Here is a 22,437-nt window from a genome sequence, read left to right as displayed (position 1 = left end):
GAAATCTTGCTGCGTGACGCGCCGGTTGCCAGCACGGGAGGTGCAGGCGAGGTCGAGCGCAAGTTGGGTGTGCTTGAGCTGCTGTGGAACGACGGCTTTGTCCGCAAGTCGGTCATCATCCTGTTTCTCGCGGCGGTCTGGGAAGCGTACGGGGTCTACCTCGACAATCCCCTGCTGTTTCCGACACTGCACGACACCTTCATGACGCTGTTCGATCGCGTCAAGGACGGCACCATTCCGATGCGGGCCTGGACCTCGCTGAAGGTGCTGTTCATGGGCTATTCGGCCGGCATCGCACTGGCCGCGATCTTCACCGTGCTCGCGATCTCGACGCGCATCGGCACCGACTTCCTCGAGACCGTCACGGCGATGTTCAACCCGTTGCCGGCGATCGCGCTGTTGCCGCTGGCGCTGATCTGGTTCGGCCTCGGCAATGGCAGCCTGGTCTTCGTGCTGATCCATTCGGTGCTGTGGCCGGTCGCGCTCAACACCCATTCCGGCTTCAAGAGCGTGTCCAACACGCTGCGCATGGTCGGCCGCAATTACGGCCTGCGCGGATTGCCTTATGTGGCGAAGATCCTCATCCCCGCGGCCTTCGGCTCGATCCTCACCGGCCTCAAGATCGGCTGGGCTTTCGCCTGGCGCACGCTGATCGCGGCCGAGCTGGTGTTCGGCGTGTCCTCGGGCCAGGGCGGTCTCGGCTGGTTCATCTTCGAGAACCGCAATCTGCTCGACATACCTGCTGTCTTCGCTGGCCTCTTGACCGTGATCATCATCGGGCTCTTTGTCGAGAACCTGATCTTCCGCGCCATCGAGCGGAACACCGTCCAGAAATGGGGCACCCAATCATGACCAAGAACAAGAAGAAAACGCCCGACCAGCTCCGCAGCGCGCGCTGGTTCGCACCCGACGACCTTCGCTCGTTCGGCCACCGCTCCCGCACCATGCAGATGGGCTACGCGCCGGAAGAGTGGAAGGACCGCCCGATCATCGCGATCCTCAACACCTGGTCGGATGCACAGCCCTGCCACATGCACTTCAAGTCGCGGGTCGACGACGTCAAGCGCGGCATCCTGATGGCCGGTGGCCTGCCGCTGGAGCTGCCGGCATTGTCGCTGTCGGAATCGCTGCTCAAGCCCACCACCATGCTCTACCGCAATCTGCTGGCGATGGACGCCGAAGAATTGTTGCGCAGCCATCCCGTCGATGGCGTGGTGCTGATGGGCGGCTGCGACAAGACCACGCCGGCGCTGCTACTCGGCGCCACTTCGATGAACATTCCGGCGATCTATCTGCCGGCCGGTCCCATGCTGCGCGGCAACTGGAAGGGCAAGACGCTGGGCTCCGGCTCCGACGGCTGGAAATACTGGGACGAGCGCCGCGCCGGAAAAATCTCCGACAAGGACTGGCTCGACATCGAGGCCGGCATCGCCCGTAGCTACGGCACCTGCATGACCATGGGCACGGCCTCGACCATGACCGCGATCGCCGAGGCGATCGGCATGACGCTGCCGGGCGCTTCCTCGATTCCCGCCGCCGACGCCAACCACATCCGCATGGCCTCCGAATGCGGCCGCCGCATCGTCGAGATGGTGTGGGAGGATCTGACACCGAAGGCGATCCAGACCCGCAAGGCGTTCGAGAACGCGATCGCGGTGGCGATGGCGATGGGCTGCTCGACCAACGCGATCATCCATCTGATCGCGCAGGCCCGCCGCGCCGGCCAGGACATCGGCCTCGACGATTTCGAGAAGGCCAGCCGCAAGGTGCCCGTGATCGCCAACGTGCGGCCGAGCGGCGATACGTATTTGATGGAGGATTTCTTCTATGCCGGCGGCCTGCCGGCGCTGATGAGCCAGATCAAGCCGCATCTGCATCTCGACTGCGTCACCGTCACTGGCAAGATGGTGGCTGAGAACATCGCGCACGCCGAAGTGCACAATGCCGACGTGATCCGCTCCGTCGACAATCCCATCTACAAGGAAGGCGCGCTTGCCGTGCTCAAGGGCAATCTCGCTCCCGACGGCTGCGTCATCAAGCCCTCCGCCTGCGCGCCGCGCTTCCTCAAGCACACCGGGCCGGCGCTGGTGTTCGACGACTATCCCGCGATGAAGAAGGCGGTCGACGATCCCAATCTCGATGTCACCGAAGATCATATCCTCATTCTGCGCAATGCCGGGCCGCAGGGCGGGCCAGGCATGCCGGAATGGGGCATGCTGCCGATTCCGACCAAACTCGTGAGGCAGGGCGTGCGTGACATGGTGCGCATCTCGGATGCGCGCATGAGCGGTACCAGCTATGGCGCCTGCATCCTGCACGTCTCGCCCGAGTCCTACATCGGCGGCCCGCTGGCGCTGGTGCAGAACGGCGACCGCATCACGCTCGACGTCGCCGCGCGCACCATCAATCTCGATGTGAGCGAAGCCGAACTCGACAAGCGCCGCGCCGCCTGGAAACAGCCCGAGCGCCGCTTCGAGCGCGGCTATGGCTGGATGTTCACCAAACACATCAAGCAGGCCAATGACGGCTGCGACTTCGACTTCCTCGAGACCGATTTCGGCGCGCCGATCGGCGAGCCTTCGATTTACTAGAGAGCACGACATGACCAAACTCAGCGAAGCCACCCGCAACAAGCTCAAATCCGTCTCCACCGCCACCGTCGCCACCGCCTTGTTCAAGCGCGGCCTGCGCATCCAGATGATCCAGGATGTGCACCCCTTAAGCCCCGACCAGCCGGCCATGGTCGGCGAGGCCTTCACGCTGCGCTACATGCCGGCACGCGAAGATCTCAACACCATCGAGGTCTTCAAGGACCGCTCGCATCCGCAGCGCAAGGCGGTCGAGGATTGTCCGGCAGGCAGCGTGCTGGTGATGGACAGCCGCAAGGACGCGCGCGCAGCCTCGGCCGGCGCGATTCTGATCACGCGGCTGATGAAGCGTGGCGTCGCCGGCGTCGTAACCGACGGCGGCTTTCGCGATTCCGCGGAGATCGCCAAGCTCGGCTTCCCCGCCTTTCACCACCGCCCGAGCGCGCCGACCAACCTCACGCTGCACCAGGCGATCGAGATCAACGTCCCGATCGGCTGCGGCGATGCGCCGGTGTTCCCCGGCGATGTTATCCTCGGTGATGCCGACGGTGTCATCGTGATCCCCGCGCACCTGGCAGATGAGATCGCAAACGAAACCTTTGAGATGACGGCGTTCGAGGACTTCGTCACTGAGGAAGTCGGCAAGGGCCGCGGCATCTTCGGCCTGTATCCCGCGATCGATCCGCAGACGCTCACCGACTTTGCCGAATGGCGCAAGAAGAACGGCCGCTAAGCCGAGAGCAAATCACGTCAAGGAACAGGCCGGCCACATCAAGCGCCGGCCTTTTATCGCCCAGGGAGGATTACAATGAATTTCACGCGACGCAATCTGATGGCCGGCGCCGGCGCAGCAGTGGCATCCACGTTTCTCGCCCGCGCTGCCGGCGCCCAGTCGTTCGCGTTCACGCCCAATCAGCGCTACCCGGACCCGGCCGTCCAGATCCTCGACCCCAGCTTCACAAAATACCGGCTCTATTCCTCCACGGTCGAGCAGGTTGCAACCGGGATGCGCTGGGCTGAAGGCCCGGCTTATTTTCCCGAGGGCGGCTATCTCTTGTTCTCCGACATCCCCAACAACCGGATCATGAAGTTCGACGAGAAGACCGGCCAGACCAGCGTGTTCCGCGCCGATGCCAATTACGCCAACGGCAATGCGCGCGACCGTCAGGGCCGCCTCGTCACCTGCGAGCATTCGGTCACCCGCCGCATCACCCGCACCGAGAAGGACGGCAAGATCACCGTGCTCGCCGACAAGTTCGAGGGCAAGCGGCTGAACGCGCCGAACGATATCGTGGTGAAGTCCGACGACAGCATCTGGTTCACCGATCCGCTGTTCGGCATCAACGGCGAGTGGGAGGGCAAGAAGGAGAAGGCCGAGCAGGCCAGCACCAATGTCTATCGCATCGCCAAGGACGGCAAGCTCAGCGCCGTCCTCACCGACCTCGTCAATCCCAATGGCCTCGCCTTCTCGCCGGACGAGAAGAAGCTCTACATTGTCGAGTGGAAGGGCACGCCAAACCGCAGCATCTGGAGCTACAATGTCGGCGACGACGGCAGCCTGAGCGGCAAGACCAAGCTGATCGACGCCGCCGATCAGGGCTCGCTCGACGGCTTTCGCGTCGATCGCGACGGCAATCTCTGGTGCGGCTGGGGCTCGAACGGCGCGCTGCAATCCGAGCCGACCGAAATCGGCGGCCGCAAGGTGTTCCAGCTCAGGGGAAGGCCGGACGATCTCGACGGCGTCATGGTGTTCAACCCCGAAGGCAAGCCGCTCGCCTTCATCAAGCTGCCGGAACGCTGCGCCAACCTCTGCTTCGGCGGTCCCAAGAACAACCGGCTGTACATGGCCAGCAGTCATTCGGTCTACGCGCTCTATGTCGAGGCGCATGGCGCGGTGTGAGGCGCGGTCGTGCCTCACACTCTATGTCGTCCCGGCGAAGGCCGGGACCCATAACCACAGGGAGTGGTTTGGCGACGATTAGTAGTTAAGAGGTCTTCGTCGGTACTGCTGGCTGCACTCTGTCGATAGATCACGCGGTATGGGTCCCGGCCTTCGCCGGGACGACGATGTGGAGGTATCCGCGCGAGCCAACACGCAGCGCCGTTGCCCACCGGCGACGCTACACCCCAGCCTCCGTCATCCCCGCCGCCCACAGCGCGAACGCATAGACGATCGCGACTTCATCGAGCCGCTCAAATCGCCCCGAGGCGCCGCCGTGGCCGGCGCCCATGTTGGTGCGCAAGAGAACCGGGCCGCCACCGCGCATGGTAGCACGCAGGCGCGCGATCCATTTGGCGGGCTCCCAGTAAGTGACGCGCGGATCGGTTAGCCCGCCCATCGCCAGGATCGCCGGATAGTCCTTCGCCGCGACATTGTCATAGGGCGAGTAGGACAGGATGGTGCGAAAATCCGTCTCGCTCTCGATCGGATTGCCCCATTCCGGCCATTCCGGCGGCGTCAGCGGCAGCGTGTCGTCGAGCATGGTGTTGAGCACGTCGACGAATGGCACTTCGGCGACGATTCCCGCGAACAATTCGCCGGCGCGATTGGCGACCGCGCCCATCAGCATGCCGCCGGCCGAGCCGCCATGGCCGACGATGCGCTTGGCGCTGGTGTATTTCGCTGCGATCAGCGCCCGCGCGCTGGCGGCAAAATCGTCGAACGAATTGGTCTTCTTCTCGCGCTTGCCGTCGAGATACCAGCCCCAGCCCTTGTCGGCGCCGCCGCGGATATGGGCGATGGCATAGACGAAGCCGCGATCGACCAGCGATAGCCGGTTGGCGCTGAACGAAGCCGGCATCGCCATGCCGTAGGAGCCGTAGCCGTAGAGCAAGAGCGGCGCCGAGCCGTCGAGCTTCAGCCCACGGCGATAGAGGATCGACACCGGCACCTCGGCGCCGTCATGCGCCTTTGCCATGATGCGCGTGGTGACGTAGTCGGCGGCATCATGACCGGACGGAATCTCCTGGCGCTTGCGCAAGGTGCGCGTGCGCTTGACCATGTCGTAATCATAGACCTCCGACGGTGTCGTCATCGACGAATAGGCGAAACGCAAATTGGTCGTGTCGAATTCGTAGGAGCCCATCGTGTCGAGCGAATAGGCGGCCTCGTCGAAGGCGATCGCGTGCTCTTCCTTTGTCGCAAGATCGCGGATCACGATCGCCGGCAGCGCATTGGCGCGCTCCAGCCGCACCAGATGGCCGGCATAGAGATCGAGGTCGATGATGTAGATGCCGGGACGATACGGGATCAGGTCGCGCCAGTTCTTGCGCTCGGGCGCGGCGAGCGGCGCCGTGACGATCTTGAAGTCGATGGCGTCGTCGGCATTGGTGAGGATGAACAGCTCGTCGCCGCGATCGGCCAGTGAATATTGCACGCCTTCTTCGCGCGCTGCGACCAGGCGCGGCGGCGCCTCGGGGTTTGCGAGATCGATCAGCCGCTGCTCCGAGGTCTCGTGGTCGCCGCCAGCGATCACGCAGAAGCGGCCGCTGGTGCTCTCGTGCAGATGGGTGAACCAGCCGGCATCCTGCTCCTCATAGACCAGCGTGTTGTCGGCCTGCTTGGTGCCGAGCCTGTGCCGCCACACCTGCATCGGCCGGTGATTGTCGTCGAGCTTCACATAGAAGAAGCTTTTGCAGTCCGCCGCCCAGACCATGCCGCCGTCGGTCTCCTCGACGAGATCGTCAAGGTCCTTGGCCGTAGCCCAATCGCGCACGCGGATGGTGAAATATTCGGAGCCCTTGGTGTCGGCGCTCCAGGCCTGCAGCTTGTGATCATACGAGTGCCGGCTGCCGCCGAACTTGAAATATTTGTGGTCCTTGGCGAGCGCATCGCCGTCGAGCACGATATGGCCCTCGCCGCCGTCGCGTGGCATGCGGCCGAACAGCTCGTGCTGCCCGCCCTCGCGAAACCGGCGGAAATAGGCGAAGGGACCGTCGGGCGAGGGCACGCTGGAATCGTCCTCCTTGATCCGCCCCCGCATCTCGCGCACCAGCGTCTTCTGGAGGGGGGCGGTGTGGCCGAGCAGGCTCTCGGTGTAGACGTTCTCCTCATCCAGATATTTGCGGATGTCGGGATCGAGCACGCTGGGATCGCGCAGCACCTCCTGCCACCTCTCGTCCTTCAGCCAGGCATAGTCGTCGGTCACGATGATCCCGTGCCGCGTGTAGGAATGCGGCCGGCGCGGCGCGATGGGCGGCTGGGAAGGTGTTTTGGCTTGTGTCACTCGATCCTCGTTCGTGTCCGTGCGTCGCTGCTCTTCGCCTCTCCCCGCACTTGTCCGCCGAAGCCTTGGCGAAGGCGGATGCGGGAATCCGGGTGAGGGGGCTCTCCGCGAGTCCCGCTGCTACCGGCCCTGCGGAAGGAGCCCCTCACCCCAACCCTCTCCCCGCAAGAACGGGGAGAGGGAGAAGATGCATCACCTTATATCGTCCCGATTCCTCGAATTGCCAGCGTGACTGCGCCAAGTCGCCGGGTTGTTGCTGGACCGCTTGTGTGCTTTGAGGAACGATATCCCGCCGCCGGTCCAGCCTGATGCTGTTCAATTCCTATCCGTTCATCCTGCTGTTCCTGCCAGCCGTGCTGGGCGGCTATTTCTGGCTCGGGCGGCGCAGCAATCTGGCCCCGGTGATCTGGCTGGCACTGGCCTCGATCACCTTCTATGCGATCGGCAGCTGGCAATTCCTGGCCCTGTTGCTGATCTCGATCGCCTTCAACTATGGCGTCGGCCATCTCCTCATCGTGGCGAAGCTCACCCCGCCGCAACGAAAGGCAGCGCTCGCTTGTGGCGTCATCGGCGACCTCCTCGTGCTCGGGATCTTCAAATATGCCGGCTTCGTCACCGAGAACATCAATGCGCTGGCCGGCACGCATCTCGCGGTCCACATCCTGCTGCCGGTCGGCATCTCCTTCTACACCTTCACCCAGATTGCGTTCCTGGTCGATGCCTATCGCGGGCAGGTCGCGGCCTATGCGCTGCCGCACTACGCGCTGTTCGTGACCTATTTCCCGCATCTGATCGCAGGACCCATCCTCCACCACAAGGACATGATTCCGCAATTCGAGCGGAAGGAGAGCAAGCTTCCGGACACGCATCTGATCCTGTGCGGGGTCATCATCTTCGCCATCGGCCTGTTCAAGAAGACCTGCCTTGCCGACGGCATCCAGCCGCTGGTCGCGCTCGCCTTCGAAGCGCGCTCGCCGAGCTTCGATCAGGCCTGGTGTGGTGCGCTCGCCTACACGTTCCAGCTCTATTTCGACTTCTCCGGTTATTCGGACATGGCGATCGGGATCTCGCTGATGTTCGGCATCTTCCTGCCCGTCAATTTCAACTCGCCCTACAAGGCCATCAGCATCGTCGAGTTCTGGCGGCGCTGGCACATGACCTTGTCGCAGTTCCTGCGCGACTATCTCTACATCCCGCTTGGCGGCAATCGCAGGGGCCGCGTGCTGCGCTACGTCAATCTGATGATCACGATGCTGCTCGGTGGGCTCTGGCACGGCGCGGCCTGGACCTTCGTGGTGTGGGGTGCGCTGCACGGCGCCTATCTCTGCATCAATCACGCCTTCAACGCGCTGGTGCCGAACGTTCCGTCGCCTCTTGCGAGGCCGGTCCGCATCGCCGGTGCCGTGCTGACCTTCCTCGCCGTCGTCGTCGCCTGGGTGTTCTTCCGCGCCGAAAGCGTCGCCTGGGCGCTGCGCGTGCTCCACGCGATGGCTGATCCCTCAAATATCGTCTTCGGTCGTGAAGAGATCGCGGCGCTTGTGCTGGTCGCCATCTATGCCGCGCTGGTATGGCTGGCGCCGAACACGCAAGGCATCATGGGATACGATCACGCCAACCGCAGGGTCGGCGAGGCCTTGCGGGCAGGGCGGATGCGGCCGCTGATCCTCTATGGCGCGTCGCTGGTGCTCGCCTTCGGGATCTTGGGCATCCAGAGCCACAGCGAATTCATCTATTTCCGGTTCTGATGCGCGCGCCGTTCACGCATTTGGGGCGACTTCTGCTCGCGAGCATCGCCTGCGTGCTGGGCGCAGCATTGCTTACTTTCGTCGTCGATCCCCTGCAACTGTTCCGCCCCTCGCGTCTCACCGCCTTCTATTCCGAGGACACGCGCGTGCAGAATGCCGGGCTGATCCGCAGTCAGTCGTTCGACACCGTCTTCATGGGTACCTCGCTCGCGATTCATTTCCGCCAGAGCGACATCGATCGTGCGCTCGGCGTTCATTCGCTCAAGCTGGCGATGACCGGCTCCAATTCGCGCCAGCAAAGCTTTGTGCTGGAGCAGGCCATCGACCGCGGCGCAAGGCGGGTGATCTGGGCGATGGACGATTTCATCTTTATCGATGCCGCGGACATCGAGACGGATCCCTATCTGTCCGTCGATCTCTATCGCAGCACGGCCAAGGGGATCGCGTCCTATCTGTTCAGCGCCGCGATGGCGAAGGAATCCGCGTTCGCACTGGTGCGGTCGGTCCCGCCATTGCGAGAGCCGCTGTCCCGGGCGGCGCCCTTTCTGCCTCTCAAGTTTGCGCTGCACGACGTCGATGACATCTACGCGCTACCGCGGGATTTCGACGTCGCGAGCGGCTACAATGCGCAGAAGACGCTTGCCGCCTTCGCCTACATCACCGCTCCCGCGCGCAGTCGTTTCCTCGGTGAAGGCTATGGTTACGATGCCATGGTGCGGCATTTCGAGCGCGATGCGGTGGGCCTGATCACGCGCCATCCGGACGTGACCTTCGACATCTACTTTCCGCCCTATTCGATCCTGCAATTCGTCGCGATGCGCGATGTATCACCGGAAACGCTAGAGATCGTCACCGATCTCACCGCACGCATTGCGGAAGCCCTGACGCAGTTGCCCAACGTGCGTCTCCACGATTTCCGCGCGATCAACGCGGTGACGCACGATCTCGGTAATTACAGCGACGTCATCCACCACTCGCCGGTGATCGATGCGAAGGTGTTGAAGTGGCTTGCGAGTGGGAAGTATCGGGTGGATCCGAAGAAGCCGACGGCATCGCTGGATGAGCTGAAAGCGCAGGTCGCGGCGTATCGGGTGCCGCAGCCCTAGCCAAACACTCCGTCGCTAGCCAAACACTCCGCTGTCGTCCCGGCGCAGGCCGGGACCCATAACCCCAGCGAGGAGTTTGGCGAAGATTTGCAGTTAAAGAGTCTTCTCGTGGTACGCCGGCCGTGCATCACGGAAAGATCACGCGGTATGGGTCCCGGCCTTCGCCGGGACGACAATGGAGTTCTTGGCTTGCGCCCTACACCGCCACTTCCTCACCGAGATACGCGACCGCCGCCTCGAGCCCGCCTTTGCCATGCGGGATCTTTAGCGCATTGAGCCCGATCTCGATCACCCCCAACGTGCCGAGCAGCATCGGCGCGTTGACGTGGCCCATATGGGCGATGCGGAAGGCCTGGCCCGAGAGATCGCCGATGCCGGTGCCGAGCACGACGCCGCACTTCTCTTTGCAGTAGCGCTGCAGCACCGCCGGGTCATGGCCGTTGCTCATGGTCACCGTGGTCACGGTGTTGGAGCGCTCGCTGGCTTCTGCCACATTGAAGCCGAGCACCTGGCCTTCCGACCATGCGCCGACCGCGCAGCGCGCGGCTTCGCCGAGCAGGCTGTGGCGGCGGAAGGCGTTCTCCAGCCCTTCCTCGTGCAGGAGGTCGATCGCCTGGCGCAGCGCGAACAACAGATGCACCGGCGCGGTGCCGGCATATTTGCGATAGTGCTCGGTGCCCTCGCGCTCGCTCCAGCTCCAATAGGGCGTCGCCATGTTGGCTGTCTTGTGCACCTCGAGCGCACGCGCGTTGGCGGCGACGAAGCCGAGCCCGGGCGGGGTCATCAGGCCCTTCTGCGAGCCGGACATCGCGACGTCGATGCCCCATTTATCCATCTCGAACGGCATGCAGCCGAGCGAGGCCACGGTGTCGACCATATACAGCGCGGGATGGCCGCTGGCCTTGATCGCCTTGCCGATCGCCTCGATGTCGTTCTGCACGCCCGAGGCCGTGTCGACCTGGACGACGACGACAGCCTTGATGGTGTGCTCCTTGTCGCGGCGCAGGCGCTCCTCGACCTCGTGCGGCCGCACCGCGCGGCGCCAGTCGCCCTTGAGCACCTCGACCTCGGCGCCCATCAGCGCCGCCGCATTGCCCCAGCCGATCGCAAAGCGCCCGCTCTCCAGCACCAGCACCTTGTCGCCGCGCGACAGCACATTGCTCAGCGCCGCTTCCCAGGCGCCGTGGCCATTGGCGATGTAGATGTAGGACTTGCCCTTGGTCGAAAACAGCTTCGAGATGTCACTGAGCAGGCCCGCGGTCAGGTCGGTCATCTGCTTGGAGTAGATGTCGATCGCCGGACGATGCATCGCCTGCAGCACCTCGTCGGGCATCGTGGTGGGCCCGGGGATGGCCAGAAATTCCCGGCCCGCGCGAACGGTCATTGCTGTTGGTCCTTGTGTCGTGAGAACGGACTGGTGGGTCGCTGAAACACACTTTTACGCGGCGCCGGGGTTTGAGAAAAGCGCTCAAAACGCAGGTCTGAGGTGGGTTATCGCTTCGTCTCGCGGCAGCCCGCGGCCTCCGCCTCTTCCACCGAACAGAACCAGCGGGTGCCCTTGCTGATCTTCATCTTGATCTGGGTGTACCAGCGGCTGGTCGGCTGGTGGTAGATGCATTCGCCGGCGCTGTTGACGTTGCCCTTGATGGTGCAATCAGGCGACGGCGCGACCGGTCCCGAGGCCGAGGCGAGCAGCACCGCATGCGCCCCATCGGGCGGCTTGGTGGCGCCGAGGATGGTGGTCTTCTTGTTGCGGACCCGCCAGTCCCAGGGCGCGATGAAGGCGCCCTGCCACATCCCGGCCTTGGCCTCCCGCGCGGCGGCTTCGTCCGCGACGTAATCATGGGACATGCGGGTGTAGGCCAGCGCCCAGCCGCTGCGCACCAGCCATTTCTGGATGTCCTCGCCGCCGACCTCGCAGCGCGCCACGGTGCGGCCGCGCCGGTCGATCGCGCGGGTATGGCACACCCAATTCTTGCCATCGGCATATTTGGCGAGCTCGTCTCGCGCAGCGACGCCGCAGGTCCAGCGCTCGGTCTTGGTGTTGAGGCAAAGCTGGTCGACTGCCGGCGCGTCGATGCCGCCGAGCCGCACCCGCGTGTTGCCGATCACCACGGTATCGCCGGCGCGCACTTTTGCCATGCCGGTGATGTCGGCGGCGTCAGCCAGCGACGGGAGGGCGATGAAAGCCAGCGCAATCAGGACTTTTCGCAACATGCCGGTCCGCAAGTTCCAGGAAAATCTCGATAGACCCCGCGATTGTGGTCAGCTTTTGGCCACTCGGCCAGCGCCTGCCCAACAGATGGGCTTTCAACTTCCCGTCATTGCATGGCGCTCCTTCACCCTCCCCTGGAGGGGGAGGGTCGGCATGCGATCGAGCGAAGCAAGATTGCGTGACGGGGTGGGGTGATCTCTCCACTCGGGCACTGTTCGTCGCGGAGGGACCGTCACCCCACCCCGCTCGCGCTGCGCGCGACCGACCCTCCCCCTCCAGGGGAGGGTGAAGAGCTACCCGCGCCCAGCCATCGCTCGCCGCGCCACCGCCAGCCCCATCAGCACGAAGGCCGACGTCACCTCGGGCCCGCCGACCAGAATCCGCGTCGGTGTCTTCATCTTGTTCCATTCATAGGCGCGGAACGGGCCGCGGCGGCCGCCTTCGCCGATGGCATCGACGATCACGTTCAGCGCCGGCGCGAAGGCGCGTGGGTCGGCACCGAGATGGCCGAGTGCGATCAGGGCGAGGGCGGCGTCGAACACATTCATCTCCGCGGCCATCAGCTCGCCTTTGACGTAGGACAGCACGCGGTGGCGGATGAAATCGAAATCGCCGTCGGGATCGATCGCGGCTTGCGCTGCCAGCGGCAGCGCCAGGAAGGCTGCATAACAACGGCCGAAATAGGCGCTGTAGAGCTCCGGCAGGTAATAGATGTGCGAGCGCGGATTGGCGAAGGCAGCGCTGGCCGCCAAGCGCTTCTGGAAGCCGATGATGCGATGCACGGTGGCGAGCCGCGATGGCGTCTCCAAAATTTTCCACCGCGCCAGGTTGCGGAAGCTGACCTCGAGAATGTCGAGATTGAGCGTCGGATCGAGATCGTTGCCGTAAGGACGCTCGCCCGCGAGATTGTCGATCCAGGTCGCGACGCCGCCCTCATAGTCAATATTGTCGTTGAGCGGCACCGTCACACGCGGCGCGTTGACGCCGGCGCGGACCTGGTAGTCGGCGTAGAAATCCAGCAGCGGCTGGTCGATGATCTCATCGGTGCAGCCGGCCTGCGTCGCTGCCGAGATCGAGCAGGCCGTGGTGTCGCAATCCGGCACGTAGATCCCGAAGCCGAGATCCTGCTTGATCTGGGCGAAGAAGCGGGAGAAGCGGGGATGCGGCGCCGGCGCGAGCGCGGTGATGACATTGAACCGCGCGCCGTCGATGCCCTCGACCTCCTCGCGGCTGATGTTGACGCAGAAATCCACCATGTCGGCGATCGCGCGCTCCGCCGCGATCTTGTCGGCGGGTGAGGCGAGCCCGGTCTCGACATAGCTCAGCAGCGCCTCGATGAAGAACGCATCGTAATAGGCCGAGCGATGGCGGATCTGCACCGGCTCCCACATCGGCTCGGCAACCCCTCGCCACGGCGGATGCACCACGGCGCGTGCCAGCGAGCGCGCGATGAAGACGCGGGCGAGATTGAACAGCAGCGAGGAGTTCTTGTAGCCGCGCGCGTTGAGGCCCGTGAGCGCCATGATCAGCTCGCGTCCGCGGCAATCGGGATCGCCGATCAGGTTGAAGGCAGCATAGGTCGGCAGAAAACCGTTTCGGCGATACGAGCCGAGCAGGTGCTGCGCGCAGTCGCGGATCACGCCGTCGATCTGCGATTGTTGCGGCGCCTTACCGACGAACATGGCCGGTGGCGGCCTGGGATGGTCGAGCGCGATGCTGTCGAGGAGATCGGCCACGGGCTGGCCGACGGCCGCCCAGTCGGGCTCGGCCTCGTCGCGGGCACGGGCGAGCGCCTGCCGCAGCGCCGCTAGCCTCGCCTCGTCGCGCAGCTCGGGCAGTCCGGCCCGCCGCAGCAGCACCCGCAACGCGGGATTGCCGAGCGCGGTCTTGTAGAATTTGGCCAGATGCGGATCGCCGCCGGCCTGACCCGCCAGCACGGGATCGCAGACCTCGTAAAGCGAGGGGCCGTCCTTCCGCGCCGTCAGCGCCCGGCAGGCGGCGCCGGCAAAATATTGAAAGCTCATGAAATACCTGGTCGCGGGGCATTGGCCGGGGGCCGGCCGACACGCTCCCAGCCGCGTGCCACCCCCCTGCAAGTCGTTGAAAAAGCTACCCGGATTCGCGGGAAATACAAATGTGATGAAAGTCACATAAAAAGTCGGCACGAGGGCTGCATGATGAGGCCCCGGAAGCCTCCGGGGGAACCCAAAGCGGAGAAAATCGGGCCGGAGAATTATCTAACATCTTCAGGTGCTTAGCTCAAATACTGGGCGAACTATTGCCGGGGAGGCGATATCCGGTTAAAGGTTTGTTTGGTGCGGCGCCGCAAATTGCGCGCAATTCGGGGGCACTTCCCCGGCCAATCCCTCAAACCTAAAGACGCTATCGCGCTACTCAAACAGTGTGCGCGCGCTTGGCTGGTCTTTGGCACAGGAACGAACCGAGATGAATGTAAGGCAGCTCGACCTTTCCCGACGCACGATTGCCGTCGCCGCCGCCCTCATCGGCACGGTGTCCCTCGTGATCGGCGCCCATGCTGCCCTCAACATGCGCGCGATCGACGCCGCCAAGGCCGTCTCGACCGACCAGATCACCGGCTCGATCGGCCATGCCACGCATCTGGCGCTGGTCATCGGCAATGGACATTATCCCGACGCCAACGCGCCCCTGACGCAGTCGATCAATGACGCCCGCGCGCTCTCTTCGTCCCTGCGCAAGAGCGGCTTTGACGTCGACATGGTGGAAGACGCGACCAAGGACGACATGGTCCGCGCCGTCAACCGCCTGAAGTCCCGGATCAAGCACGACAGCGTCGTCATGCTGTTCTTCGGCGGCTATGGCGTGCAGGCCGGCCGCGAGAGCTACATGCTGCCGGTCGATGCCGTGATCTGGAAGGAAAGCGACGTCCGCCGCCACGGCGTCTCCATCGAGGGCGTGCTCGACATGATGAAGGAGCAGGGCGCCAAGGCCAAGCTCGTCGTCGTCGACGCCTCCCGCCGTAACCCCTACGAGCGCCGCTTCCGCTCCTACAGCCACGGTCTCGCGCCGATCAGCGCGTCCGACAATGCGCTGATCCTCACCTCGGCCTCGCCCGGCAAGGTCGTCGATGACGGCAAGGGCGAGCACAGCGTGCTGATCAGTGAGCTGCTCAACAACCTCAATGCGCAAGGTAGCAGCGCCGAAAGCGTCTTCAACAAGACCCGCGTCGCCATCTCCCGCGCCAGCGAAGGCGACCAGGTCCCGAGCGTCTCGTCGTCATTGCTCGAGGACGTCCGTTTCGGCGAAGCCGGCGGCTAGCTTTTCCTACCCTCCCCTGGAGGGGGAGGGTCGATCGCGCGAAGCGCGAGCGGGGTGGGGTGACAGTCCCTCCGCGACGAACGGTCCCCGTCGGGGAGAGATCACCCCACCCCGCTGCGCATTTCGCTTCGCTAAATGCACAGCGACCCTCCCCCTCGAGGGGAGGGTAAGAAAGACCCGTCTGCTACTTCACCGCTTCCGCGCTCGCCATCACCGGGCGCACTGGATCGCCCTCGCGCAGCAGCGCGCCGGCGCGGGCGACGATGACGTCGCCATCGTTGAGGCCGTCGCGGACCTCGATATTGCCGCCCGACATCAATCCGATCTCGACGCGCTTGGTCTCGACGCGATTGCGGCGGATCACCTGCACCACGGTGCCGGCCGAGGAATATTGCACGGCTGTCAGCGGCACCGCGACGTTGCAGCTCTGCCCGGTCTTGATCAGCGCGCGCCCGCTCGCGTTGAGCAACAGGCGCTTCTGCGAGGAGATGCCGATATAGACCATGCCCTGCTGGATGTTTTGCTCGACGGTCGGCCCGATGCGGCAAATCTTGCCGTCGATGTCGCCGGCGCCGGCGATGCGCACGGTCGCTTGCTGATTGACGGCGAGCTTGCGCATGTCGGTGGTCGCGACCAGGCCGACCAGATCATATTCGCTGCGCGCCACGATCGTGAACAGGGCCTCGCCCTTGGCCGAGGCGAAATTGCCGATCTGCGCGGTCGACGTGGCGATGACGCCCGCCACGGGCGCGGTGACCTGAAGCGTGCCGCCTTCCGGCAGCGCCAGCCGCGCCAGCACCTGGCCGGCGGTGGTGGTCTGGCCGGCTTCGGCCAGCACCTCGGTCACCTTCAGGCCGGGACGTTCAGGCCGCACCGAGGTTTCCTCGCGCGCGATGATCGTGCCGGTGGCCTCGACGATGTCGGAGAAGCAGGATTTCGCGACCTTTAGCACCGTGACCGCCGGCCCCTTGGGGGCATCGTCCTCGGCGGCCCCGGCCGGATATGGGCCGAGAACGAACACGCCGGCGATGGCTGCGGGAAACAGGCTTCGGGCAACGGCACGGGGCAAATGACGCATCGAAAATTCCACGGGGTTCAAGCCCTTCAATCGATAGCAGATGGCAACGGGCCGGACTACGGCAGCGTTGTCCCATGGCGGGATGCCACGCCGGCGCGGGCCGGCGTGGCAAGTCTTTGATTAGTCGCGGGATTGGAGATCAGGTTCGCTCCCGCCGGACGGGGAAGGTCGCGGCGCGGGGCTGGCTGGCCGTCAGCTCCGGCGATCACCCAGCAGCTTGCCGGTGGCGCGATCGATCAGGTGCAGGCGCGTACAGGCCTGACACGGCACGGAAACATGCGTCCGATCGGTTGGCTCGTCGCCAAGCCGATATTGCACGTTCATGCCGGTCTGGGGGCACTTGAAGACAATTTGACGGTCCATGCCCGATGATATCGCGCCAAGGCGGGCCTCGCGAAATTACGGATGATTACGTAGGCCGGCCGCGCGTCCCTCACGGCAGGCTCAGAAACTCCACCCAGTTCGGCTTCTTGCCGGTGGGATAGGATTTCAGCTTGGCGAGCGCGCCGCTGCTCTGGTCGATCGCATAGACCGTCATGCCGTCGGAGAGTTCGCCGACCGCGGCGAGATAGCGCCCAGAAGGATCGATGTTGAAGCCGCGGGGCTGCTTCTCGGTCGGCACGCTACCGATCGTGGTCAGCTTGCCGCTGGTTGCATCGACCTTGTAGGCGGTGAGCGTGTTCGTGGTGCGCTCGGAGGCGTAGAGGAAGCGCCCGTCCGGGGTGATGTGGATGTCGGCGGCCCAAGGCTTTTTATCGGAAGCTTTGCCGTTGAACCCTTCCGGCAGTGCGGTGGTGCGCTGGATCTCGGTCCAGGCGCCGCTCTTGGCCTCATAGCTGAATGCCGCGACGTCGCCGTTCAGCTCGTGAACGAGATAGACGAACTTGCCGCCCGGGTGGAATACGAAGTGCCGCGGCCCCGATTTTTCCGGCAGCTTGTGCGCCGGCGGATCGCTCGGCGTCAGCGAGCCGGCCGCGGCGTCGAACGCAAAGCTCAGCACCTGGTCGGAGCCGAGATTGGTCGCGAACACGAAGCGGTTGTCGGGCGAGGGCAGGACGGCGTGCGCGTTCAGCCCGGTCGGGATCACCTGCTTCGGCTCGCCGGCGACGCCATTTGCTTGAAGCGGATTCAGCGCCACCTTGTTGCCGCCATAGGAGGCGCTGAACAGGAACTTACCGCTGCGATCGACGGCGATATTGGCCATGCTGTCGGCGAGCGGCCCGTTGCCGACATGCCTGAGCTGGCCGGTCTTGGGGTCGATCGCGAAGCTCACCGCGAGGTATGGCTGCGAGCGGATTCCGGCGATCAGCACGCGCTTGTCGGGCGTGATCGCGAGCGGCGTCGAGGATCCCGGCTTTTCGACGCCGGTGAAGCCGGCTGTCTGCACCGGAATCATCTCGCCACTCTCGGCCATCTTGAACACGCTGATGTCGTTGCTGTCGGCGTTGCCGACATAAGCGAAGGTTTCGGCCATGCCGGCGCGGACTCCAGGGATGAGGGCGAGAAAGGCGAGGGTGGTGGCGATCGCAGCGCGCGGCAGGCGCGATGCGATGCGTCGGGTCGGTCTCAACATGGTCTCCTCCTCAAAGCCGGTGCGGCATTGTCGTTTTGCCGTCGAGGATAGCGGGAGGCGCGCCGTCGCACCAAATTCCAGTTGGGATCGATCGATGCCGAAATTGTATCGGTCGCGCTCGGAGGCTACCGCACCGCCGCCGTCACGCTGCGGGAGGGCAAATGCGGGCCGGGCGGTTGGCCGGGCGGACCGAGCACGGTCCATACGGTGACCGCAAGCAGCCCGCAGGTCAGGATGGTCCAGGCGATCAGTCGTTTCCGCATCAGGCCTAATCCGCCGGTCGAATCTCGATGCTTCGGCCAACGATCGTGCACCGCAAACCGCGGCGATCCTATGACCTCGTTCACAGTGCGAACCAATGCCGCGCCAGCGCATTGAAGCATCATGCCCCGTGAAAACGACCTCGAAGGCAAGCCCGACATGGGCGGCAAGCATGGCGGTCAGCAAGGCCAGCCCAAGCTGCCGCCGCATCCGCATCAGGGCGAGCGCGACGAGGACGTCGTGGCAAAGCGCCACACCGGTCAAACCGGTCGCAGCTCCCCGCCGACCAAACAAGAATAGCCCCGCATGCGCGCCGGGAACGGCAGCCTCGCCTTGCCGTTACCCTGATCCTGCGGGCGGAGGAGATCGAAACGGAGGCTGGCACGTGTTTTGGATCTATTGGGACACCGCCTGGTCGCTGATCATCAGCGGCATCATGTTTGCGACCATCGTCAGCCATCCCGACGCCGAGATCGCCGAAGTGCGTGCCGCAAAAGGCATGATGTAAACGCCACGCGGCAAAGCGCGATGAGATCGGGTGATCGTCATCGCGCTTCGGTTCGCGCTGAGCATGATCCTTAAACGGCGGCAGACTTTGCGCTAACGCGGCCCGTCAGGTTCGGATCATGCTTCTAGCGGTCAGTAGTCCCAGAACGCCGGCACCCAGCGAAAGTGATCGCCGTCGACCGCCACCCGGCCGACCGATGGGAACGGCATGTGAGTGGCGACGAGGAGTTCTCCATTCGCCGCCAGCTCCCGCAGGAGACGGACACGAACGCGGGCCGCCTCTTCGGGATCGTGCTCGAAGCCGTTGTGCCACTCGGGGTGATCGAATCCGACGGTGAACACGGCATCGCCGGCGAATGTAAGCCGCTCGCCGCCGGATGCCAGGCGGACCACGCTGTGCCCGGGGGTGTGGCCGCCGGTGCGCGTGACCACCACTCCCGGCGCCACCTCGTGCTCGTCCTCGAAGGTGCGCAGCTGGTTATGGTACTCTTTCGCGAACCGCTTGGCGGTCGCCCGCAGCGCATCCGGAAATCCCGGCGGCATCGCGACGTGGGAGAAATCGGGCGCCTCCCAGAACTTGACCTCGGCGGCTGCAACGTGGATGCGCAGGTCCGGGCGCAACCGGTCCCTGACTTCGTCGACGAGCAGGCCGCCAATGTGGTCCATGTGCATGTGTGTCAGCACCACGTCGGTCACGGACCCAAGATCGATGCCGGCGGCTTCCAGTCGCTTGCTCAACTGCCCGGCCCGCGGCAGGTGCAAGTCGGGGTCGGACCCTCGTCCAGCGTCGACGAGGATGGTCTGGCCGCCGCTGCGCACCACGACCACGTTCAGCGCCCAATCGAAAGCATCCGGCGGCAGGAACATGTCCTTCAGCCAGGCCGCGCGGACGGCCGGGTCGGCGTTGTGGGCCAGCATCGCACCTGGCAGCGTCAGCACCCCATCGCTGATCACCAGCACGTCGATCTCGCCAATCCGCAGCGCGTAGCGCGATGGGACCAGCTCTTCGGGGCCTCTGCCGAGGTGTGCAGTGTCGTGCAAGTTCATGTTCGTCTTCTCCTGGGTGTTGCGGATCGTCTGATTCATTGTTGAAAGCTCCTGCGCTCTGTCTTGACGTTCAGTTCGGGAAAAGACCGCGCGTCTTCCGTGGGCAGCGCGCTCATTGCTGGTGCTGTCCCGTGATGATTTATCGAACGCGACGTGCGAGTGCCCCAGAGCGATTGCCGTCGCTATAGAGTGATTGCTGCCAACGCATGCGCGCAGCTATGCCAGTCCCAAGCCGCCATCGATCGCGACCACTTGGCCCGTCACCCATTCTGAAGTGGGGCCGGCAAGCCGGACGATCCATTCTGCGACATCGTCCGGAACGCCGCGCCGCCCGAGCGGTATGCGCGCGCGCTCCTGCTCTTTGATTGCCGCAGCCTGCTCCAGGGACAGCCCCATCATGCCAGTCAGAGCGCCAGATTCCGTGGGCCCCGCAGCGACCGCGTTCACGCGTATACCGACCGGTGCGAGCTCCAGCGCCCAGCAGCGAGTCAAGTGCTCCAATGCCGCCTTGCTGGCTGCGTAATGGGACAGGGCGCCCGCCGGCTTGTGGCCGAAAGTGCTCGAGACATTGATGATGGTGCCCTGTGTTGCCTTGAGGTGAGGCAGAGCAGCAGCGGCGAGCAGACTTGGGCCGATCACATTCACGGAGAAGATGTCCATGATCCGATCGGCCGTCGCGTCGGCCAGCGGAAGAATTGCGCCTGCGCCTGCGTTGTTCACCAGGGCATCGACCTTGCCCCAGGTATCGACCGCCTTGGCAATTGTGCGCCTGGCATCTTCGGCGGAGGCGACATCGGCAACCAGGCCGGCAATGTTTGCGTGCTCGGCAACTGTTTCTTCGATAGGGCCGGGACGGCGGCCGGTCACGAGCACCTTGTCGCCTTGTCTGGCGAAACGCAGTGCCGCCGCGCGCCCGATGCCCGAGCTGCCTCCCGTCACGATGACGACATTTTCACTTTTCATGTTCGATCTCCTTCTTCGCTGACAGCGCAGGTCCAGCCACGATCGACCGAGACCGCCGTGCGCTCGCGCGTGGGTGCGTGGCCGATGTCGTGTGAGTGCCTAAAGCGCGATGAGATCGGGATGAATCGTCATCGCGCTTTAGGTTATTGTTCGAGCATGATCTTTTCGGAAAACCGCTCCACACTTTTCCGGATCATGCTCTAGAGGTCAGTCACGCGCTCCGGATCGGCCGAGGCCAGCGCGACGGCACGTTCGGCGCGCGGCGGGTAGATCCAGACGGTGTTGATCTCCCGTTTCGTCTTCTTGGCGACCTCACCGACGATCTCCACGTTGCGCTCCCAGCCGCGCGTGAACAGTGCGCCGGCTTCGCCGAGATCGAGGCAGGTGACATAGGCCTTCTGGTGATAAGGCCTGGTCGGCAGGCCCAGTAGCTCCGCGGCCGCATTGTTGCCGGCGAAGGCGCCCATCCGCGTGGCGTGCTGGCATGACATCAGCGCGTAATTGCCCTCGTCGTCGCAGGCGGCACGCGCCGCATCGCCGGCCGCGAACACGCCCTGGACGCCTGGCACCTGCAAGCAGCGGTCGACCAGCAAGCGGCCGAAACTGTCGCGCTCGGCGGGGATCTGCGCGGCCAAAGGCGCGGCACGAATGCCGGCCGCCCAGATCACCGTCTCGGTCTCGATGTGTTCGCCGCTGGACAGGGTGACGCCGGACCCGTCGAGCGAGGCGACGCCGGCACCGAGCCGGGTTTGAACACCGAGCTTGTGAAGGGCGTCCTCGATGACGGGGCGAGGGCCTGCGCCCATGTCGGGCGCGATCGCATTGTTGCGCTCGACGATGATGACGCGGGACTTCGCATTGGTACCGAGGATGTCGCGCAGCCGTGCCGGCATTTCGGTGGCGGCCTCGATGCCGGTGAAGCCGCCGCCGGCGACGACGACCGTGTCGCGCCCGTTCGTGGCCGGCCGCTTGGCGAGGCCATGCAGGTGCTTGTCGAGCGCGATGGCGTCGTCGAGCGAATCGACGCTGAAGCCATGCTCGGCAAGACCTGGAATGTTCGGACGGAACAGCCGGCTGCCGGTGGTCACGACGAGACGGTCGTAAGACAGCGTCTTCTTCGTGCCCTTCGCGGTGGCGATCTTTACCATGCAGGATTTGGCGTCGACCGTCTCGGCGATGCCCTGCACATAGGTGACGTCGATGGCCTCGAGCACGTCGCGCAGGGGCGCCGTCAGGGTCTCGGGCTTCGGTTCGTAGAGCCGCGGGCGAACCACGAGCGTCGGCTCGGGGGCCACAAGCGCGATCTCGAGCGCCTCCGGCGAGACGCCCTGGATCTCGCGCAGGCGGGCTGCGGAAAGGGCGGCGTACATGCCGGCGAAGCCGGCGCCGATAATGACTAATCGCATGAGTTTGCTCCTTGGTAAGCAGTTTCGAAAGTCCGCGCGCGGGCCGTCGCTGCTCCGCTCAGGGCAGCGTCTGGCGATGGCACGAAGAGATGAGAAGAGATGATGTGAAACGCTGGTCTTAAGGCGCTACGCAGCGCGACAGCGTCGAATTCGGAGGCCAGGCTTGGCGAAAAATAACCGACTGAGCCGCGCTCGGGCCCCAGTCCTGGTAGGGAAGGCCGGAGCCATCCCGGGTCATGATCGACATCAGCGGGTAGGCTGGGTGCAGGGCCTGAGCGGGAATCTCCACCTCCTCGCCCGTCGCGGACGTGAAGCGAACGGCCAGCGAGAGTCCGTACAAGGTTGCGGTCGCAAGACCTCGGCGGCGCGAGGCGATCACCCGCCGGCTGATGAAGTTTTTCCAGGTCATCTTTTTCCAGGTCATC

The 22,437-nt window shown here is 64.6% G+C and carries 21 protein-coding genes; 9 read left to right on the top strand and 12 right to left on the bottom strand.

Annotated features, from left to right (window positions below):
* Positions 1–6 precede the first annotated feature (6 nt).
* The 4 genes from ACSKB8_RS08055 (at position 7) to ACSKB8_RS08040 (ending at position 4,488) form a co-directional block, all read left to right on the top strand.
* The gene (locus ACSKB8_RS08055) at positions 7–852 is read left to right on the top strand and encodes an ABC transporter permease (protein ID WP_438103562.1); all 846 of its coding nucleotides are present in this window, start codon (positions 7–9) and stop codon (positions 850–852) included.
* Entirely contained in the window at positions 849–2,591 is a 1,743-nt protein-coding gene (gene araD, locus ACSKB8_RS08050; RefSeq protein ID WP_438103561.1) for an L-arabinonate dehydratase, read from the top strand. Before ACSKB8_RS08055 ends, araD begins: the two co-directional genes overlap by 4 nt.
* A 10-nt stretch (positions 2,592–2,601) precedes the next feature.
* Positions 2,602–3,321, top strand: coding sequence for a ribonuclease activity regulator RraA (locus tag ACSKB8_RS08045; RefSeq protein WP_438103560.1), 720 nt, complete (start codon positions 2,602–2,604; stop codon positions 3,319–3,321).
* A 75-nt stretch (positions 3,322–3,396) separates the two neighbouring features.
* Entirely contained in the window at positions 3,397–4,488 is a 1,092-nt protein-coding gene (locus tag ACSKB8_RS08040) for an SMP-30/gluconolactonase/LRE family protein (protein WP_438103559.1), read from the top strand.
* A 220-nt stretch (positions 4,489–4,708) separates the two neighbouring features.
* Here the strand turns inward: ACSKB8_RS08040 and ACSKB8_RS08035 are convergent, their stop codons facing one another.
* Entirely contained in the window at positions 4,709–6,814 is a 2,106-nt protein-coding gene (locus tag ACSKB8_RS08035) for a S9 family peptidase (protein ID WP_438103558.1), read from the bottom strand.
* A gap of 308 nt (positions 6,815–7,122) precedes the next feature.
* Here ACSKB8_RS08035 and ACSKB8_RS08030 point away from each other — a divergent pair, with 308 nt between their 5' ends.
* Together ACSKB8_RS08030 and ACSKB8_RS08025 are read left to right on the top strand one after the other, a co-directional pair.
* Positions 7,123–8,559, top strand: coding sequence for an MBOAT family O-acyltransferase (locus tag ACSKB8_RS08030; RefSeq protein ID WP_438103557.1), 1,437 nt, complete (start codon positions 7,123–7,125; stop codon positions 8,557–8,559).
* Positions 8,559–9,665: a hypothetical protein gene (locus tag ACSKB8_RS08025; RefSeq protein ID WP_438103556.1), complete on the top strand. Its 1,107-nt coding sequence runs from the start codon at positions 8,559–8,561 to the stop codon at positions 9,663–9,665. Before ACSKB8_RS08030 ends, ACSKB8_RS08025 begins: the two co-directional genes overlap by 1 nt.
* A 196-nt stretch (positions 9,666–9,861) precedes the next feature.
* Here the strand turns inward: ACSKB8_RS08025 and ACSKB8_RS08020 are convergent, their stop codons facing one another.
* The 3 genes from ACSKB8_RS08020 to ACSKB8_RS08010 all read right to left on the bottom strand — a co-directional run bounded on the left by ACSKB8_RS08020 (position 9,862) and on the right by ACSKB8_RS08010 (position 13,904).
* Positions 9,862–11,049, bottom strand: coding sequence for a pyridoxal-phosphate-dependent aminotransferase family protein (locus tag ACSKB8_RS08020; RefSeq protein WP_438103555.1), 1,188 nt, complete (start codon positions 11,047–11,049; stop codon positions 9,862–9,864).
* A 107-nt stretch (positions 11,050–11,156) separates the two neighbouring features.
* On the bottom strand, positions 11,157–11,882 hold the full coding sequence (locus tag ACSKB8_RS08015; protein ID WP_091897881.1) for a thermonuclease family protein: 726 nt from the start codon (positions 11,880–11,882) through the stop codon (positions 11,157–11,159).
* 291 nt (positions 11,883–12,173) lie between these two features.
* Positions 12,174–13,904: a hypothetical protein gene (locus ACSKB8_RS08010; RefSeq protein WP_438103554.1), complete on the bottom strand. Its 1,731-nt coding sequence runs from the start codon at positions 13,902–13,904 to the stop codon at positions 12,174–12,176.
* Between the two features lie 421 nt (positions 13,905–14,325).
* Here ACSKB8_RS08010 and ACSKB8_RS08005 point away from each other — a divergent pair, with 421 nt between their 5' ends.
* Complete coding sequence (locus ACSKB8_RS08005; protein WP_438103553.1) at positions 14,326–15,177, top strand: caspase family protein; 852 nt, start codon at positions 14,326–14,328, stop codon at positions 15,175–15,177.
* A gap of 184 nt (positions 15,178–15,361) precedes the next feature.
* Here ACSKB8_RS08005 and ACSKB8_RS08000 read toward each other — a convergent pair whose 3' ends face one another.
* The 4 genes from ACSKB8_RS08000 to ACSKB8_RS07985 all read right to left on the bottom strand — a co-directional run bounded on the left by ACSKB8_RS08000 (position 15,362) and on the right by ACSKB8_RS07985 (position 18,091).
* The gene (locus ACSKB8_RS08000; RefSeq protein WP_438103552.1) at positions 15,362–16,255 is read right to left on the bottom strand and encodes an efflux RND transporter periplasmic adaptor subunit; all 894 of its coding nucleotides are present in this window, start codon (positions 16,253–16,255) and stop codon (positions 15,362–15,364) included.
* Between the two features lie 192 nt (positions 16,256–16,447).
* The gene (locus tag ACSKB8_RS07995) at positions 16,448–16,618 is read right to left on the bottom strand and encodes a hypothetical protein (RefSeq protein WP_164940478.1); all 171 of its coding nucleotides are present in this window, start codon (positions 16,616–16,618) and stop codon (positions 16,448–16,450) included.
* A 70-nt stretch (positions 16,619–16,688) separates the two neighbouring features.
* Positions 16,689–17,828 (bottom strand): lactonase family protein, encoded by a 1,140-nt coding sequence (locus tag ACSKB8_RS07990; RefSeq protein ID WP_438103551.1) that lies wholly within the window; start codon positions 17,826–17,828, stop codon positions 16,689–16,691.
* Positions 17,829–17,953: 125 nt separating this feature from the next.
* A complete protein-coding gene (locus tag ACSKB8_RS07985) occupies positions 17,954–18,091 on the bottom strand; it encodes a hypothetical protein (protein WP_438103550.1) in 138 nt (45 codons plus the stop codon).
* A 121-nt stretch (positions 18,092–18,212) separates the two neighbouring features.
* Between ACSKB8_RS07985 and ACSKB8_RS07980 the strand changes: the two genes are divergently transcribed.
* Together ACSKB8_RS07980 and ACSKB8_RS07975 are read left to right on the top strand one after the other, a co-directional pair.
* A complete protein-coding gene (locus ACSKB8_RS07980; RefSeq protein ID WP_438103549.1) occupies positions 18,213–18,389 on the top strand; it encodes a hypothetical protein in 177 nt (58 codons plus the stop codon).
* Positions 18,390–18,474: 85 nt separating this feature from the next.
* Complete coding sequence (locus tag ACSKB8_RS07975; protein ID WP_256477651.1) at positions 18,475–18,597, top strand: hypothetical protein; 123 nt, start codon at positions 18,475–18,477, stop codon at positions 18,595–18,597.
* A gap of 131 nt (positions 18,598–18,728) precedes the next feature.
* Here the strand turns inward: ACSKB8_RS07975 and ACSKB8_RS07970 are convergent, their stop codons facing one another.
* The 4 genes from ACSKB8_RS07970 to ACSKB8_RS07955 all read right to left on the bottom strand — a co-directional run bounded on the left by ACSKB8_RS07970 (position 18,729) and on the right by ACSKB8_RS07955 (position 22,436).
* Complete coding sequence (locus ACSKB8_RS07970) at positions 18,729–19,682, bottom strand: MBL fold metallo-hydrolase (RefSeq protein WP_438103548.1); 954 nt, start codon at positions 19,680–19,682, stop codon at positions 18,729–18,731.
* Positions 19,683–19,859: 177 nt separating this feature from the next.
* Positions 19,860–20,606, bottom strand: a complete 747-nt coding sequence (locus ACSKB8_RS07965; protein WP_438103547.1) for an SDR family NAD(P)-dependent oxidoreductase — start codon at positions 20,604–20,606, stop codon at positions 19,860–19,862.
* Positions 20,607–20,806: 200 nt separating this feature from the next.
* Positions 20,807–22,012, bottom strand: a complete 1,206-nt coding sequence (locus tag ACSKB8_RS07960) for an NAD(P)/FAD-dependent oxidoreductase (protein WP_438103546.1) — start codon at positions 22,010–22,012, stop codon at positions 20,807–20,809.
* 118 nt (positions 22,013–22,130) lie between these two features.
* Positions 22,131–22,436, bottom strand: a complete 306-nt coding sequence (locus ACSKB8_RS07955; protein WP_244551392.1) for a hypothetical protein — start codon at positions 22,434–22,436, stop codon at positions 22,131–22,133.
* Position 22,437 lies beyond the last annotated feature (1 nt).

This window comes from Bradyrhizobium sp. BR 1432 (assembly GCF_051547705.1).
Taxonomy (GTDB): Bacteria; Pseudomonadota; Alphaproteobacteria; order Rhizobiales; family Xanthobacteraceae; genus Bradyrhizobium; species Bradyrhizobium zhanjiangense.
This window is presented reverse-complemented; position numbering and strand designations above follow the sequence as displayed.

Bases quoted from the DNA above. Each gene is read 5' to 3' on its own strand.
- ACSKB8_RS08005 (WP_438103553.1), top strand. From the start codon at position 14,326: ATGAATGTAAGGCAGCTCGACCTTTCCCGACGCACGATTGCCGTCGCC.
- ACSKB8_RS07990 (WP_438103551.1), bottom strand. From the start codon at position 17,828: ATGTTGAGACCGACCCGACGCATCGCATCGCGCCTGCCGCGCGCTGCG.
- araD (WP_438103561.1), top strand. From the start codon at position 849: ATGACCAAGAACAAGAAGAAAACGCCCGACCAGCTCCGCAGCGCGCGC.
- ACSKB8_RS08000 (WP_438103552.1), bottom strand. From the start codon at position 16,255: ATGCGTCATTTGCCCCGTGCCGTTGCCCGAAGCCTGTTTCCCGCAGCC.
- ACSKB8_RS07985 (WP_438103550.1), bottom strand. From the start codon at position 18,091: ATGCGGAAACGACTGATCGCCTGGACCATCCTGACCTGCGGGCTGCTT.
- ACSKB8_RS08030 (WP_438103557.1), top strand. From the start codon at position 7,123: ATGCTGTTCAATTCCTATCCGTTCATCCTGCTGTTCCTGCCAGCCGTG.
- ACSKB8_RS07970 (WP_438103548.1), bottom strand. From the start codon at position 19,682: ATGAATCAGACGATCCGCAACACCCAGGAGAAGACGAACATGAACTTG.
- ACSKB8_RS07955 (WP_244551392.1), bottom strand. From the start codon at position 22,436: ATGACCTGGAAAAAGATGACCTGGAAAAACTTCATCAGCCGGCGGGTG.
- ACSKB8_RS08040 (WP_438103559.1), top strand. From the start codon at position 3,397: ATGAATTTCACGCGACGCAATCTGATGGCCGGCGCCGGCGCAGCAGTG.
- ACSKB8_RS07980 (WP_438103549.1), top strand. From the start codon at position 18,213: ATGCCCCGTGAAAACGACCTCGAAGGCAAGCCCGACATGGGCGGCAAG.
- ACSKB8_RS07995 (WP_164940478.1), bottom strand. From the start codon at position 16,618: ATGGACCGTCAAATTGTCTTCAAGTGCCCCCAGACCGGCATGAACGTG.
- ACSKB8_RS07965 (WP_438103547.1), bottom strand. From the start codon at position 20,606: ATGAAAAGTGAAAATGTCGTCATCGTGACGGGAGGCAGCTCGGGCATC.
- ACSKB8_RS08045 (WP_438103560.1), top strand. From the start codon at position 2,602: ATGACCAAACTCAGCGAAGCCACCCGCAACAAGCTCAAATCCGTCTCC.
- ACSKB8_RS07960 (WP_438103546.1), bottom strand. From the start codon at position 22,012: ATGCGATTAGTCATTATCGGCGCCGGCTTCGCCGGCATGTACGCCGCC.
- ACSKB8_RS08010 (WP_438103554.1), bottom strand. From the start codon at position 13,904: ATGAGCTTTCAATATTTTGCCGGCGCCGCCTGCCGGGCGCTGACGGCG.
- ACSKB8_RS08025 (WP_438103556.1), top strand. From the start codon at position 8,559: ATGCGCGCGCCGTTCACGCATTTGGGGCGACTTCTGCTCGCGAGCATC.
- ACSKB8_RS08015 (WP_091897881.1), bottom strand. From the start codon at position 11,882: ATGTTGCGAAAAGTCCTGATTGCGCTGGCTTTCATCGCCCTCCCGTCG.
- ACSKB8_RS08020 (WP_438103555.1), bottom strand. From the start codon at position 11,049: ATGACCGTTCGCGCGGGCCGGGAATTTCTGGCCATCCCCGGGCCCACC.